The following is a 14,910-nucleotide window of genomic DNA, read 5'->3' on the forward strand; positions in this document are numbered from 1 at the left end:
ATTCAGACAGAAGGAATACATGGTTTCCCAAAGCGTTGTCGAGCGCGTGGCATTTCTGCGCGAAAAAATCGAGTATCACAACCACTGTTACTACGTCCTGGACGCCCCCGAGATATCGGACCAGGAGTTTGACGAGCTGTTCCGCGAGCTGGCCGCACTTGAGGCGGAGTACCCGGAGTTGGATGATCCCAATTCGCCTACCAAACGGGTGGGCGGCGAACCTGCCGAGGGGTTCACCCCCTACGAGCACGCCCTGCGGCTTTATTCCCTGGACAACGCCATGGACCTGGATGCCTGGTACGCCTTTGCCGAGCGCGTGGCCAAAGGCGTGGACCGGTCCGACGTGGCCTACTGGGCCGATCCGAAGATGGACGGCCTGGCTCTTGAGGTCATCTACGAAGGCGGGCGATTCGTGCGCGCCGCCACCCGCGGCGATGGCCTGGTGGGCGAGGATGTGACCGCCAACATGCGCACGGTCATGAATCTGCCTCTGACCCTGCGCGGCGACAACGTTCCCGAACTGCTTGAGGTGCGCGGAGAGGTCGTCATGGCCAACAAGGATTTTGCGGCCCTCAATGCGCGTCAGGCCGAAAAGGGCGAAAAGGTCTTCGCCAATCCGCGTAACGCGGCCGCCGGAACCATCCGCCAGCTCGACCCCAAGGTGGCCGCTTCCCGGCCGCTGCGCTTCATGGCCTACGGCGTGGGCCGGGTGGAGCGGAGCGAAGCGGACGTCGAATGGGCCACCCAGCAGGAACTTATGGAAGGGCTGCGCGCCCTTGGGTTTGCCATTCCCTCCCAGGTCAAGCTCTGCCGTTCCGCACGGGAAGTGGGCGAGTACTTTCAGGAGTTGATGGATATGCGGGATACGCTGCCTTTTGAGATCGACGGCATGGTAGCCAAGGTCAACGACCGCGAGATGCAGGATGCGCTTGGCTACACCTCCCGCGCGCCGCGTTGGGCGTTGGCGCTGAAATTTCCGGCTCACCAGACCAAGACCCGGCTCAACGCCATCCGCATTCAGGTGGGGCGCACCGGTGTGCTCACCCCGGTGGCCGAGCTTGAGCCCGTCGAGTTGGCCGGGGTCGTGGTCTCCAACGCCACCCTGCACAACAAGGGGTATATTGAGGAGCGGGATTTTCGCGTTGGCGACACGGTCCTTATCCAGCGGGCGGGCGACGTTATTCCGCAGGTCCTTTCCGTGGCCCTGGAAGCGCGGCCGGAACATGCCGAATCCTTTGCCTTCCCCATGGTCTGTCCGGTTTGCGAGAGCAAGGCGGTGGAGGACGGAGAGCGAGTGGTCTGCACCAATCCCGCCTGTCCGGCCAAGACCGTGCAGCGGCTTATCCATTTTGTCTCCAAAGCGGGTATGGATATGGAAGGCGTGGGCAAGTCCTGGGTCCGCAAGCTGGCCGAGGACGGCGTTTTGAATAGTCCGGCCGATCTCTTTACCTTGAAGAAGACCGATCTGCTCAAGTACGGGGGCATGGGCGACAAATCGGCTGAGAATTTCATCGCCGCCATCGAGAAAGCCAAGACGGCGGCCCCTTTGTGGCGGCTTGTCGCCGGGCTGGGCATCCGCCATATAGGCGAACAGGCCGCCCGTACCCTGGCCGGCCGGTTCAAGGACCTCGACGAGATGTTCGGGGCCACTCTTGAAGACCTGACCGAGCTGGACGGAGTGGGCGAAAAAATGGCCGAATCCGTTCTGGATTTTCGGGTCGATCCCGCAAACCGCCGGATGGTTGAGCAGTTCCGTGAACTGGGCGTCTGGCCCCAAGGCGGGGAGGGCGCTGCCGCCGCCGAGCCGTCGGAAGGACATTCCCTGGCGGGCAAGGTCTTCATCTTTACCGGCACTCTGCCCGTGAAGCGCGATGAGGCCCAGGCCATGGTCGAGGCCCTGGGCGGCGTTTCGGTCAAGTCCATCTCGAAGAAGGTGGACTATGTGGTGGCTGGTGAAAAGGCCGGGTCCAAGGTCGCCAAGGCCGAGGCCCTGGGGCTGGAAGTCATTGACTTCGACGCCTTCCAGGCATTACTCGGAGGCAAGACCGCGAACAAGCCGAAGTCTCTTCTGGACTTCTAGCCATACAAACTTTCAACACGCAAGGAGTGACACCATGACAGTCGATGTCGTCATCCTGGGTGCCAAGGGCCGCATGGGCAACACCCTTATCAACATGGCCCTGGCCGACGAGGAACTGAATCTGGTGGGCGCGTGCGAGCGCAAGGGCAACACGGACGGGCTGGTCTACGAGAACTGCCAGGTCTCCGACAGTCTGGAAGACCTGCTGCCCAAGGTCCCGGGCGCGGTGATCGTCGATTTCACTGCCCCCGAAGCCTCTGTCGCGATGGCCAAGACCGCCGCCCGGTTCGGCAATCCCGCAGTGGTCGGCACCACGGGCCTGAATCCCGAGCAACAGGCCGAGTTGGCCGAAGCCGCCAAGCAGGTCCCGCTCTTCTGGGCACCAAATATGTCCGTGGGCATCAATGTCCTGCTCAAGGTCCTTCCTCAGCTCGTCCAGGCTTTGGGCGAAGACTACGACATGGAGATGGTCGAGACCCATCACAGGATGAAGAAGGATTCTCCGAGCGGCACCGCCTTGAAGCTGGCCCAATGCCTGGCCGAAGCGCGTGGCTGGGATTACGACGAGGTCAAGAAGCACTGCCGCGACGGCATCATCGGCGAGCGGCCCAAAAAAGAGATCGGCGTGCAGACCCTGCGCGGCGGCGACGTGGTCGGCGATCACACCATGTTCTTCTTCGGTCCCGGCGAGCGTATCGAAATCACCCACCGTGCCCACTCGCGTGAAACATTCGCCTCCGGCGCGTTGCGCGCCGCCAAGTGGCTGGCACGACAGAAACCCGGCAAGCTCTACGCCATGGCCGACATATTCTAGGCCGGAAGCGGCAATCGATCATTCAGGGGAGTCTCGAACGAGGCTCCCCTTTTTTGGTGTTTGCGGGAATGGCGGGTTGTTGGGGGCGTCGGCAGGTAATGCCGCCGTTCATTCCTACAGAATGGGCGACAACAGACGGGCGAAGCGGATGACGGTCTGTCGGACGAGGTCTTTTCCGTCGTATTCGCTGGGGCCGGTTTCGGTGCAATGGTTGAAGTCGTTGCGGAACATGGCTTCGACGGTCTTGGCGAAGGCGGGGTCCTTCACCAGCATGGTGAGTTCGAAATTGAGCCTGAATGAGCGGTTGTCGAGGTTCGCGGTGCCCACGGCCGACAAGGTGTCGTCGGCCAGGAAGACTTTCTGGTGGAGGAAACCCTCGTCGTAGCGGAAGACGCGGATGCCGGGCAGGGCCAGTTCCTTCAGACAGGCGTAGGCCGCGAGATGGACCAGGATGTGGTCCGGTTTTCTGGGGAGCATGATCCGCACGTCCACGCCGCGCATGGCGGCCATTTGCAAGGCTTTCATGACCGAGCTGTCGGGTACGAAGTAGGGGCTGGCGATCCAGAACCGCTCCTTGGCCGAGTCGATGGCCTGGATAAACATGAGCGAGCAGTTTTCCCGCGCGTCCACCGGGCCGGTGGGCAGGGCCAGTATTTGGGCTTGGCCTCGCTGGGGGGACATGGTCAGGTCGATGTCCGGCACCTCGCTGGTGGCCCAGTACCAGTCCTTGCCGAAGCAGACCTGGATCGGGAGCACGGCCGGACCGGAAATCCGGGCATGGGTGTCGCGCCAGCCTCCGTAGCCGTTATCCTTACCCCCGAGGTATTCGACGCCCACGTTGTGTCCGCCGACATAGGCAGTGTGCCCGTCTATGACGACGATCTTGCGGTGATTGCGGAAGTTGAGCTGGAACCTGTTGCCCGCACCACGCGTGGTATGGAAGGGAAATGCCTTGATCCCGGCGGCCTGCATGGCCTCCCAGTATGCTGACGGGGTTTTGTAGCTGCCCAGTTCGTCATAAAGGAAGAGGACGCGGACGCCTTCGCGGGCCTTGCGGATGAGCAGGTCCCCGAGCTGTTTGCCGAGCGCGTCGTCGCGGACGATGTAGAACTGTATGAGGACGTACTGTTCGGCCGCCTCGATCCCCGCGAAAAGGGCCTTGAAGGTGTCTGGGCCGTTCACCAGAAGTTCCACGTCGTTGCCGTCGAGAAAGGGCGATTCGGCCAGGGTCTCGAAAACCGTGTCCGGCGAATGGCGGCGTTTGCGTTCGGCAAGGGGAGGAAGGGAAGGCACTTGGTGCCGAGTGCCGATGTGCCGTTGAAACTCCGCCCGGCCGGAGCGCATGGCGTCCACGTAGCCGTGGAATTTGGACCGGCCGAAGATCCAGTAGAGAGGAAGGGAAAGGATCGGGAGGGTAACAAGGGATATGGCCCAGGCGACGGCGCCTTGCGGGGTACGCGTTTCGCGCACGGCGATGATGGCCGTGACGATGGCCGTTATCTCCATGAGGGTATAGAAAAGGCTAACCAAGCCCAGGAGGAAAGATGCTTCCAGTGATTCCATGGGGATTATGAATAGCAGAAAAGCGTTCGAAAGGGAAAGCTTCGCTTGTCTTTACGGTGGGTTTGTGTTGTGGAACGGCCTTACAGGAGGAAACGCGGTGCTGGACGGCGCGGACGAATCGAAACAACGACATCCCTTTTTGGACCGGCCCAATCGGACGCTGCTTCGCATGGCCGTTCCCGTTCTCTTTTCTTTGGTGGCGGAACCCCTGACGGGGCTGGCCGATACCGCCTTCGTGGCCCGGCTTCCCGGTTCGGAGCCCGTGGCCGCCCTGGGGGTGGGAACCATGGCCTTTTCGGCCATCTTCTGGGCCTTCGCCTTTCTCGGCATCGCCACCCAGACCGAGGTGGCCCACAGCGTGGGCAGGGGCGACCACGGCCGCGCGGTCAAGGTCATCTCCCTGGCGTGCCTGCTCGCGGCATCCATCGGTTTGGCCCTCCTGGCCATTTCTGTCTGGTTTCTGGTCCCCATCGCGGCTGTTTTCGGGGCCGAGGGGCTGGTCAACGATCTCGCCCGCGAATATATGCTATATCGGCTTCTCGGCGCGCCCGCCGTGCTGGTCTCCCTGGCCTGTTTCGGTGGATTGCGGGGGGCGCAGGATATGCGTACGCCCCTCTACGTGGCCGTGGGCGTCAATGCGGTCAACATACTGCTCGACTGGGCGTTTGTTTTTGGCGTCGGCTCGATTCCGGGCATGGGCGTGGCCGGGGCGGCGATCGCCAGCACGGTCAGCCAGTGGGTCGGGGCGTTCTGGTGTCTGGCCGTTGTCCACCGTACCCTCGGCCTGACCTGGCGTATGCGCGGCGCGGGCATGGCGCGGCTCATGCGCGTTGGCGGCGATCTGTTTCTGCGCACCGGCGGGGTACTGGTCTTTCTGACTCTTTGCACCCGCACCGCCAACAAGTTCGGAGCCGACCAGGGCGCGGCTTTTCAGGCCATTCGGCAGTTCTTTATCTTTTCGGCTCTGTTCCTCGACGCTTTCGCCATCACCGGGCAGAGTCTCGTGGGGTATTTCCTGGGCGCGGACGACAAGCTTGCGGCGCGTAAAGTCGCCAGGCTGGTCTGCTGGTGGAGCTTTTGTACGGGCGTTGTCTTGTGTCTGGCCATGCTTCTCGGCACTGATTTTGTGGCATGGTTGTTGGTTCCCCCCGCGGCCTACGCGGTCTTCGGACCGGGCTGGGTCGTGGTTTCCCTGTCCCAACCCATCGGTTCGTTGTCGTTCGCCACAGACGGTATTCATTGGGGCACCGGGGATTTCGCCTATCTGCGCAACAGTATGCTTCTGGCTTCGGCGGTGGGCGCTGCGTGTATTCTGGCTGTCGAGGCGGTTCGCCCCGATCATGTGCTGGTGTATATCTGGCTGGTTTCGGCCTTGTGGACCTTTATCAGGGCCGGGCTGGGGCTGATCCGTATCTGGCCCGGCATCGGCCACGCGCCCCTCAAGGCGTAGGCCGCAAAAAAGGCCCGCCGGGAATGCCGACGGGCCTTCGATGGGGCGCTACCGTCCGTTTAGTTTTCGGCCAGATAATTGAACATGAATTCGTAGGCTTGGCGCATTTCCTCTTCGAGTTCATCCATGAGGGTCAAGGCCGTACTCAAGTCGCCCGCCTTGCAGGCATTCTCCAGTTGCAGGCAGCATTCACGTACCCGCTCCACGCCGATGGTGGCGGCCCCGCCCTTGAGGGAGTGGGCCAGATGGCGGAGTTTCTCCACGTCGCCGGACTTCAGGGCATCCTTGATATTTTGGATTCTCTTGGGTTCCTGAGAGATGAACACGGTAAACATCCGTTTCATGAATGGACGACGATCCGCCATTGATTCCAAGAATTTACTGTCAATAACGTCCTTTTCCACCTTAGTCACCGCCTTTACGAAAACACCGATCCAGGCGATCGGCTTCTACACGTATACTTGGCGCGGGCCTTTTCAGCAACAGGTTTGCGGACAAATGCGGATTGTCGTCAGGACGGGTGGTGAAAGAACTGTCCAAGGCCGGTCGTGAAGACCACGCAGCCGTAAGCGGCGTGTTCCAGCGACGCCAGGAACAGCGATCCGGTCCGGCGATAGGTCCGGGCGAATATGTATCCGGCCGGAATCGTGAGGGTTACGGCCACCCAGCCTCCGAATACGATGTGGAGAAAGGAGAAGGCGAGAACGCTGGCCCAGGTGCGGGCGGTTTCGGTCTTCAGGATGGGAACGTAGCGGTGGAAGAGGAAGGCGCGGTAGACGATTTCCTGCGGGAAGGCGGACAGGAGCGGATAGAGGAACATGACGGCCAGCCACAGGAGAGGGCGGGCGCGGGGGAAGCCGAAGAGCTGGTCCGGGAGGCAGACCGTCACCGTCAGGGTGGAAAGCAGCGCCACGGCCAGGGTTCTAAAGGCTATGGTGCGCAATGCTCGTTTGCTTTCGCGCATTAATACGAAAATGTCCGTTTTTCGAAGAAATCCGTTTACGGCGAGATAGATGAAACACACGCTCGCAATGGCCAGGAGCAATGGGATTTTGGGAACGGGGAGCCAGCCGAGCGCGTAGAGCAGCGGGGTCAGGCCGAACAGGGCCAGGAATTCGAGCCAGAGGAATAGGCCGGTCATATCCCAATTATACGCGTGGTTGCAGGACTGGTCCATAGGGGCGAGGCATTGTCATGCAAACGTTGCAACGGGCCTTGCTCCCGTTCTTCACAGGTGATGTCGAGTATTGTTTCTGGGCGATTCAAGGTGTGGATAAAATGTGGAGAGCTTGGAAAACACTTCAAGCTTCGGTTTAACCCTCGCTTCTTTTGGGATACTGATTCGCATTCCTGATATCTCTTTTATACATCCTCAAAGGAGCTTTCATTGTCTTTCCAGTGTGTTAGATGGGTGTTGACGTCGGCGTTACTGCTTGTGACGAGTGTCTATTCCTCTTGTCCGGCGCAGGCCTGCGACTCCGTGACTTTTGCTCAGTTCTCCCGGGGGTGGCCGCCGTTCGAAATGATGGCCGACGGGAAACCCATGGGGGCGGCTCTGGATATTGTCAGGGCCTCCATGCCCAAAGGGGTGAAAGTCAGGGTACAAATGATTCCTGCTTCACGCTGCGTGTTGCGGGTTCCGGGCGATACCGTCTATACGCGGCTGGAGTCCATGGAGTGGGTTGAAAACAGCGCCCTCTATCTGTGGAGTGAACCCGTGCTGGATTTGAAGACTATTCTTTTTTCCAGGAAGGACAAGCCGTTGGAGTATGAGGATTTGTCCAGCCTGATGGGCATGACGATTGGCTGCATCAAGTCTTTCAGCTATCCCGAAGTGGAGTCCCTGTTCAGGAGCGGAAAGGCCAGCCGCTATGATGTGAACAGCGACGTGGTTCTGCTGCGGATGCTCAAGGCCGGACGGGTTGATGCGGCTCTGTTCGATCAGTACACGGCCCGCTGGATCATCCGCCGGTCCCCGGAGTTGAGCCTGGGGAATTTCCATGAATCATTGCGCGCACTGGGCAGTACGGAACTGCGTCTGGCCTTCAACCTGCATTCCGATTGGGAAGACCGTCTGCCTGAGGTCAATGAGCTTATTCGCCGGAATCGGGCGCGTGGGGTCTATGAAAAGATAATGGACGGCTATTGAGTTTCGGTTCTGGTGGGGGAACGAAAAAAGGGTGAGGGCTTGACGCCTTCACCCTTTTTTTCGCGATGTTGCGCGGGCTACATAGTGTAGAGCTTGTCGCCGGGAATGATGGTGATGTTGTTTTTGCTGAGCAGTTCGATGCCCTGGTCCGTGCGGTCGAAACGGAAAATGAGGACCGCGGAGTTTCCGGACTGCTGGACGAAGGCGTACATGTATTCCACGTTGATGCCCGCTGCCTGGAGCATCCCCAGGATGTTGTGCAGGCCGCCCGGCTGATCGTTGACCTCAACGGCCACAACCGAGGTGCGCCCCACGGTAAAGCCCGCCGCCTTCAGCTTGTCCTTGGCCTTCTCGAAGTCCGAGACGATGAGGCGCAGAATGCCGAAATCCGATGTGTCGGCCAGGGACAGGGCGCGGATGTTCACACCCGCTTCGGAAAGAATCTGGGTGACCTCGGCCAGGCGTCCGGCCCGGTTTTCCAGAAATATGGAGAGTTGATCGACTTTCATGGTGTGCTCCTTGGCTTGTCGGGTTAGCCCTTGTTGCGGTTGTCGATGATTCGCTTGGCCTTGCCCAGGGAACGTTCGATGCTCTTGGGCTCGACGAGCTTGACCTTGGCGGTGACGCCGAGGAATTCTTTAATGTTCTTCATTACCTTTGATTCCACACGCTGTAAACTCTTGATCTCGTCGGAGAACAGGGCTTCATTGACTTCCACGCGGACTTCAAGGGTGTCGAGGTTGCCCTGCCGCTCAACGATGAGCTGGTAGTGCGGCGTGAGTCCCTCGGTATCAATAAGGATGGATTCGATTTGGGATGGGAACACGTTGACGCCTCGGATGATGAGCATGTCGTCGGAACGGCCGGTCACCCGCTTCATGCGGGCGGTGGTGCGGCCGCATTTGCAGGGAGTGGTGTTCAGGACGGTCAGGTCGCGGGTGCGGTAGCGGATGAGCGGGATGCCTTCCTTGGTCAAGGTGGTGAAGACAAGCTCGCCTTCCTCGCCCGGTGCGACAGGTTCGCCGGTCACGGGGTTGATGGTCTCGGCCAGGAAGTGGTCTTCCTGGATATGCAGGCCGTCTTGGGCGGCCGCGCATTCGATGGCGACGCCGGGGCCCATGACCTCGGACAGGCCGTAGATGTCGATGGCCGTGATGCCGAGCTTCTTCTCGATCTCCACGCGCATTTCGTTGGTCCAGGGCTCTGCGCCGAAGATGCCGATGCGCAGGGGCAGCTCGCGGATGTCGATGCCCAGTTCAAGGCCGGTCTCGGCCAGGAACAGGGCGTAGGAGGGGGTGCAGCAGATGACGTTCGGAGCGAAATCCTTGAGCAGGGTGACCTGTCTGCGGGTGGAGCCGCCGGACATGGGGACCACGGTGGCGCCCAACGTCTCGGCGCCGTAGTGCGCGCCCAGGCCGCCGGTGAAGAGGCCGTATCCGTAGGCGTTGTGGACTGTGTCCGAGGCCGAGGCCCCTGCGGCCATCAGGCACCGGGCGACAAGTTTGCCCCAGTTTTCGATGTCCCGTTTGGTGTAGCCGACCACGGTGGCCGTGCCGGTGGTGCCGGAGGAGGAATGGATGCGGACGATCTGGTCCTTGGGTACGGCGAACAGCCCGAAGGGGTACTGGTCGCGGAGGTCCTGCTTGATGGTGAACGGCAGCAGCCTGACGTCTTTCAGGGTTTTGATGTCCTGAGGCTTGACCCCTTTTTCATCGAATTTTTTCTTGTAGAACGGAACATTGGCGTACACCCGTTCACATAAAGCCTGGAGCCTGCGCAATTGGAGGGCTTCCAGCTCCTCCCTGGGCAGAGTCTCATTCTTAACATCGTAGATCATCCCTTCATCCTCCTTGGCGGCCTTGAATCGGCCCTGGTGTCCACATGAAAAAAACCACGGTCTGATACAGCCCGTGGTTCGCATTAGCGCCTTTCTTGCGTCGCTTCAAAAGCCACGAGCTCCCTACAAGGAGTTCGTAAACTGGAAAAAGCGAGCAAATAGGAAATTCCGCATAGGTCGAACAGTGCCTCATGTTCAGATTACCGTCAAGAATTTTGTGCTTGCAGGCGGTCCATATGGTCGGCGGGGGAGCGCGATTGTTGCGGACCGTTCCAAAGTGCATTACACAATCCGAGGTTAACAACCAACATGGGAGCCGTCATGACATTCAGGAAATTGGTGGAACGCAACCGGACCCGGCGGAAGTTCGACGAGAACAGGCCCATACGCGCGGACGAGTTGGTCGAACTGGTCGATCTTGTCCGGTTCATGCCTTCGGGCCGGAACATGCAGCCGCTCAAGTACATCGTCACCGCCGACCCGGAGCAGTGCGCCCGGGTGTTTCCGCTTCTGGGCTGGGCAGGCTATCTCAAGGACTGGCGAGGTCCGGCCGAGGGTGAGCGGCCCACGGGGTACATCGTCATGCTCCTGGACAGGGACGTGGCCGATTCGCCCGGCTGCGACCACGGCATAGCCTGCCAGACCCTCATGCTGGGGGCCGTGGACAAGGGATACGGCGGCTGTATCATCGCCACTGTCAACCGGCCCCGGCTGGCCGAGATTTTCGATCTCCCAGACCGGTATGAGATTTTGATGGTTCTGGCTTTGGGCGTTCCTGCCCAGGAAGTCGTTGTGGAACCGCTTCCCTCCGACGGCAGTATAAAGTATTGGACCGGCGAGGACGGGAAGCATCATGTGCCCAAACGCGGGCTCGATGAGCTGCTGGTGGGGCGTTTCCCCGAAAAATGATGCCGTCAGACGGCAAACATTAAGGATATAATTAGTTGAATAAAGAAAAGAAATTCGTAGAGATGGCAAGCGTGGACAAGGCCCGTAGCGTGGCCGGATGGCTTGACGACAAGCAGGGCGAGCGGATTACCCTCATCGATGTGTCTGGCCTCAGTTCGGTCACGGACATGATTCTGGTTGTTTCGGCCAGGGGCGTGAAGCACGCGCAGGCGCTGGCTTCCCACGTCCTGGACAAGGCCGCCGAGGAAAACATGGAGTTCCTGAGCATGGAAGGCCACAAGACCGGCGAATGGGTCCTGATCGACCTCAACGATGTGCTGGTTCACGTCTTCCTCGATGATCTGCGGGAGTTCTACAACATCGAAGGCATGTGGACCGAGGCTCCCCGCGTGGGGCTGCAGGCGTGACGGACAAGGACATGGCCGAACCCAAGAAGACGCTTTTACTGATACTGGATGGCTGGGGCATCGCCCCGGAAGGCGCGGGCAACTGTGTGCGCAATGCCGCCACTCCGAATATCGATCGGCTCCTGGCCGACTATCCCTCCACCCGCCTGACCTGCTCGGGCCGTGCCGTGGGGTTGCCCGACGGTTTCATGGGCAACTCCGAGGTGGGGCATATGAACATCGGCGGCGGGCGGATCATCTATCAGGACATGACCCGTATCGACATGGCCATTGAGGACGGCTCCTTTTTCGGGAACTCCGTCCTCAAGGAGCTGATGGACAAGACCAAGGCCGCTTCAGGACGGCTTCATCTCATGGGGCTGCTCTCGGACGGCGGGGTGCATTCCCATCTGCGCCATCTGTACGCCCTGCTGGAAATGGCCAAGGCGGAGCGCGTTCCCGAGGTCTATATCCATGTGTTCATGGACGGCCGCGACACGGCGCAGAAGGGCGGGCTCGCCTATATGCGCACCCTTCAGGCCAAGCTCGCCGAGCTCGGCGTGGGTAAGATTGCCACCCTGTCCGGCCGGTTTTGGGCCATGGATCGAGACAAGCGGTTCGAACGAGTGGAAGTGGCCTACAGGGCTTTGGTGGACGGCCAGGGCGTCGAGATCGACGATCCCGTTGCGGCCATTGAGGCCTCCTATGCGGCGGGTGAGTTCGACGAGTTCATTAAGCCGAGCGTGGTGAGCGGCGTGGACGGCCGCATCGGGGACGGCGACGGTCTGTTCTTCTTCAATTTCCGGGCGGACCGCGCCAGGGAGATCAGCCGGGCTATCTTCGACAAGGATTTTAGTGAATTCGATCGCCCCAACGCGCCCGAGCCAGCCGTCTTTGCGACCATGACCCAATACGAATCCAGCTTTCCCATGAAAACGGCTTTTCCGCCCGAGAATTATGAAGGCACCCTGGGCGAGTTCGCTTCGGGCCGGGGCATGAAGCAATTGCGCATCGCCGAGACCGAGAAGTACGCCCATGTGACCTATTTCCTCAATTGCGGGCGTGAGGAGCCGTTCCCCGGCGAGGACCGGATCATGATCCCGTCCCCGCGCGAGGTGGCTACCTACGACCTCAAGCCGCAGATGAGCGCGGACGAGGTGGCGGACACCCTGATCGGAAAGTGGGGTGAATACGACCTCTGCGTCTGCAACCTGGCCAACCTGGACATGGTCGGGCACACGGGCGTCATGGCGGCCGCCGAAAAGGCGTGCGTGGCCGTGGACGGCTGCGTGGGTCGCATTGTGGACACGGTGCTTGAAAGCGGCGGCCGGGTGCTGATGACTGCGGACCACGGCAACGCCGAGCAGATGCTCGATGCCGAGGGCGCGCCGCACACGGCTCATTCCACCAATCCTGTGCCCCTTGTCTATATGGAAAAGGGACACGAGGACGCGGTGCTTGAAGAGGGCATCCTTGGCGACATCGCCCCTACGATCATCGGTCTGTGGGACATGGAGCCGCCCGCCGGGATGACCGGCAAGAACCTGGTACAAAAGGGATAAGCATGGCTGAAAGCAAGAAACCCATGACCCCGGTGAAGCCTGCGGCCATGGAACTGATCTTCCTCTACCCCTGTCCGCATTGCGGCCGCGAGGTCCCTCTTATCGCTCCGTCCAGGCCTGCCATGGCCCAGTGCGACGCCTGCCGCGAGAACTTCCCGATCGTGCCTGTGGACGATCGGACCATCCGTTACCTCAAGCTTGTTCTGGCAGGGGGCAAGGCTGGGATTGATCCCGATTTCCTCTGATTCGGCATCGGGCCGACGATATGACCGCAAGGGCCGGTCGAGGTGGATACGCCTCGACCGGCCTTTTCGGTTTCTTGATAGACAGCCTCAGGTCGAACCGTGGCTCGGCTCTTGCTTATATTCCGCATCAATTTGTTGTTTGAATCCGGTGGAGAAGGAATACGATGCGAGAAATGAGCATGTTTATGGCGGTCCTGGCGGTGTTTTCTACAGTCTTCGGTGTTTCGGCCGCGAACGGCACGGCGTTGGCGGCGGGCGGCGAGGTGACAATTCTGTCGGGGCTTTCCGGCGGTTCGGCCTGGGGGGTGGTGGTCCTGATAGCCCTCACCGTGGCGGCCTGCGTGTCGTGCGGTTTGATGGCGGCCAAGGCGATTCACAATAAATATAGTGAATTGGCGCAAATGTCAGAACGAATTGCAAAGGGTATCCCCGATGTGGAGGCGTTTCTTGGGGGGAATAACGTTTTTGACAAATTTTCTGGGAATCTGAACCATATTGTTAATTACATTGGTGAGTTGGAATCTCAGGTGGAAAAGAGCGAAATTGTAGCCAGGGAGGCCGAGTCCCGCGCGCGGGAGGCCCTGGTCCAGGCCGAGCAGGCGCGCAGGCAGGGCGAGGCCGCCAGATGTGAAGGGCTTTTGTCCGCCGCCGGGACTCTTGAGCGTTCAGTACAGTCCATTCGCGACCACTCGGCCATTCTGGGCGCGGCCTCGGGCAAGGCTCGGGACGGCGCGGCGGAGCAGCAGCGGCTGATGGGCGAGGCCGCCTCGGCCATGGAGGAGATGAACGCGGCCGTGGGCGAGACCGCCGCCGGAGCGAGCGCGGCCGCTTCGGAAGCGGACATGGTCATGGAGCGCGCGGAGGCTGGTTCGGCCGTGGTCGCCAGGACTCTGGATTCCATCAGCGAGGTTTCGCGCAATTCCCAAACCCTGGTCGAGAGCGTGGCCGGGCTCGGCTCCCAGGCCGAGGACGTCGGGGCTATCATGGGCGTGATTTCGGACATCGCGGACCAGACCAATTTGCTGGCTCTCAACGCCGCCATCGAAGCCGCCAGGGCGGGCGAGGCCGGGCGCGGTTTCGCTGTGGTGGCCGACGAGGTGCGCAAGCTTGCCGAGAAAACCATGGAAGCGACCCGCGACGTCGGCGTCGCCATCCAGGGCATTCAGGCGCAGGTGGCCCGGACCATAGATGGAGTCAAGGGTATGGCCGGGCTGGCGGACGAAGCCGCAGGCATGGCCGGGGAGTCCGGCACTGCTTTGGAGGAGATCGTGTCCCACTCCGGCACCAGCGCCGAACGCATTGGCGCCATAGCCGCGGCTTCGGCCCAGCAGTCGGTGTCGAGCGAAGAGGTCACGCGGACCATTTCCGCAGTGCACGATATTTCCTCGGCCACGGACCAGGGTATGGCCGAAGCTGCCGAGGCCGTGGAAAACCTGTCGGCCCGCGTGGAGGAACTGTCCGTCATGACCGGGGTGTTCCGGCTGGTGGGCAGCGGCAGGGTGCAGGAGATACTCGGCGTTCTGGCCGGTTCCGAGGCGATCCGGTCCGGAGGGCGAGAGTCCCTGGAGCGGGTCATGCGCGAGGCCTTGCGGGAGAATGATTTTCTTGAACTCATGTATGTCACGGACGCACAGGGGCGACAAACGGTCAGCAACATGGGCGGCAAGGTCTCCGGTTTCGCCGAGGACCCTGAGGCCTTCGGCGCGGACTGGAGCGGACGTCCCTGGTTCCGGGGCGCGATGGACAACCGCACCTTTCAGATTTCCGACGTGTACACATCCTCGGCCTCGGGAGGAGAGTGCATCACCGTGTCCGGGCCATACTTCGGCCGCGACGGGCAGGTCCTCGGCGTCATTGCCGCAGATGTCAGTGTCTAGGGGGGCGGCGTTCGATAGCGGCGTGCCGCATTTCTCTT

At 60.9% G+C, this 14,910-nt stretch carries 15 protein-coding genes; 9 read left to right on the plus strand and 6 right to left on the minus strand.

Annotated features, from left to right (window positions below):
• Positions 1 to 19 precede the first annotated feature (19 nt).
• Both ligA and dapB read left to right on the plus strand, forming a co-directional pair.
• Positions 20 to 2,080, plus strand: coding sequence for an NAD-dependent DNA ligase LigA (gene ligA, locus LF599_RS08030; protein WP_279522931.1), 2,061 nt, complete (start codon positions 20 to 22; stop codon positions 2,078 to 2,080).
• Between the two features lie 34 nt (positions 2,081 to 2,114).
• Entirely contained in the window at positions 2,115 to 2,894 is a 780-nt protein-coding gene (gene dapB, locus LF599_RS08035; protein ID WP_279522932.1) for a 4-hydroxy-tetrahydrodipicolinate reductase, read from the plus strand.
• A 114-nt stretch (positions 2,895 to 3,008) separates the two neighbouring features.
• Here the strand turns inward: dapB and cls are convergent, their stop codons facing one another.
• Positions 3,009 to 4,424, minus strand: coding sequence for a cardiolipin synthase (gene cls, locus LF599_RS08040; RefSeq protein WP_279522933.1), 1,416 nt, complete (start codon positions 4,422 to 4,424; stop codon positions 3,009 to 3,011).
• A gap of 130 nt (positions 4,425 to 4,554) precedes the next feature.
• On the opposite strand from cls, the gene LF599_RS08045 reads away from it, so the two are divergent.
• On the plus strand, positions 4,555 to 5,907 hold the full coding sequence (locus LF599_RS08045) for an MATE family efflux transporter (protein WP_319023436.1): 1,353 nt from the start codon (positions 4,555 to 4,557) through the stop codon (positions 5,905 to 5,907).
• A 59-nt stretch (positions 5,908 to 5,966) separates the two neighbouring features.
• Here the strand turns inward: LF599_RS08045 and LF599_RS08050 are convergent, their stop codons facing one another.
• Positions 5,967 to 6,251: an Hpt domain-containing protein gene (locus tag LF599_RS08050; RefSeq protein WP_269943173.1), complete on the minus strand. Its 285-nt coding sequence runs from the start codon at positions 6,249 to 6,251 to the stop codon at positions 5,967 to 5,969.
• Positions 6,252 to 6,418: 167 nt separating this feature from the next.
• Positions 6,419 to 7,048 carry a CPBP family intramembrane glutamic endopeptidase gene (locus tag LF599_RS08055; protein ID WP_279522934.1) on the minus strand — a complete coding sequence of 210 codons (630 nt, stop codon included), beginning with the start codon at positions 7,046 to 7,048 and terminating at the stop codon, positions 6,419 to 6,421.
• Between the two features lie 381 nt (positions 7,049 to 7,429).
• Here LF599_RS08055 and LF599_RS08060 point away from each other — a divergent pair, with 381 nt between their 5' ends.
• On the plus strand, positions 7,430 to 8,056 hold the full coding sequence (locus LF599_RS08060) for a substrate-binding periplasmic protein (protein WP_404823744.1): 627 nt from the start codon (positions 7,430 to 7,432) through the stop codon (positions 8,054 to 8,056).
• Positions 8,057 to 8,133: 77 nt separating this feature from the next.
• Here the strand turns inward: LF599_RS08060 and LF599_RS08065 are convergent, their stop codons facing one another.
• The gene (locus LF599_RS08065; protein ID WP_269943176.1) at positions 8,134 to 8,565 is read right to left on the minus strand and encodes an ACT domain-containing protein; all 432 of its coding nucleotides are present in this window, start codon (positions 8,563 to 8,565) and stop codon (positions 8,134 to 8,136) included.
• Between the two features lie 23 nt (positions 8,566 to 8,588).
• Complete coding sequence (locus tag LF599_RS08070) at positions 8,589 to 9,893, minus strand: phenylacetate--CoA ligase family protein (RefSeq protein WP_279522935.1); 1,305 nt, start codon at positions 9,891 to 9,893, stop codon at positions 8,589 to 8,591.
• A 321-nt stretch (positions 9,894 to 10,214) separates the two neighbouring features.
• Between LF599_RS08070 and LF599_RS08075 the strand changes: the two genes are divergently transcribed.
• The 4 genes from LF599_RS08075 to LF599_RS08090 are packed head-to-tail and all read left to right on the plus strand — an operon-like array spanning position 10,215 to position 12,995.
• Positions 10,215 to 10,802, plus strand: coding sequence for a nitroreductase family protein (locus LF599_RS08075; RefSeq protein WP_279522936.1), 588 nt, complete (start codon positions 10,215 to 10,217; stop codon positions 10,800 to 10,802).
• 35 nt (positions 10,803 to 10,837) lie between these two features.
• Positions 10,838 to 11,209 carry a ribosome silencing factor gene (gene rsfS, locus LF599_RS08080; RefSeq protein WP_269943178.1) on the plus strand — a complete coding sequence of 124 codons (372 nt, stop codon included), beginning with the start codon at positions 10,838 to 10,840 and terminating at the stop codon, positions 11,207 to 11,209.
• Between the two features lie 11 nt (positions 11,210 to 11,220).
• Positions 11,221 to 12,750, plus strand: a complete 1,530-nt coding sequence (gpmI, locus tag LF599_RS08085) for a 2,3-bisphosphoglycerate-independent phosphoglycerate mutase (RefSeq protein WP_269943179.1) — start codon at positions 11,221 to 11,223, stop codon at positions 12,748 to 12,750.
• 2 nt (positions 12,751 to 12,752) lie between these two features.
• On the plus strand, positions 12,753 to 12,995 hold the full coding sequence (locus LF599_RS08090) for a hypothetical protein (RefSeq protein WP_269943180.1): 243 nt from the start codon (positions 12,753 to 12,755) through the stop codon (positions 12,993 to 12,995).
• Between the two features lie 127 nt (positions 12,996 to 13,122).
• On the opposite strand, the gene LF599_RS08095 is transcribed toward LF599_RS08090, so the two are convergent.
• Positions 13,123 to 13,362: a hypothetical protein gene (locus LF599_RS08095; RefSeq protein WP_279522937.1), complete on the minus strand. Its 240-nt coding sequence runs from the start codon at positions 13,360 to 13,362 to the stop codon at positions 13,123 to 13,125.
• Between the two features lie 160 nt (positions 13,363 to 13,522).
• Between LF599_RS08095 and LF599_RS08100 the strand changes: the two genes are divergently transcribed.
• Positions 13,523 to 14,872, plus strand: a complete 1,350-nt coding sequence (locus LF599_RS08100; protein WP_269943182.1) for a methyl-accepting chemotaxis protein — start codon at positions 13,523 to 13,525, stop codon at positions 14,870 to 14,872.
• Positions 14,873 to 14,910 lie beyond the last annotated feature (38 nt).

The sequence above is a fragment of the Pseudodesulfovibrio thermohalotolerans genome, assembly GCF_021353295.2.
Lineage (GTDB): Bacteria > Desulfobacterota > Desulfovibrionia > Desulfovibrionales > Desulfovibrionaceae > Pseudodesulfovibrio > Pseudodesulfovibrio thermohalotolerans.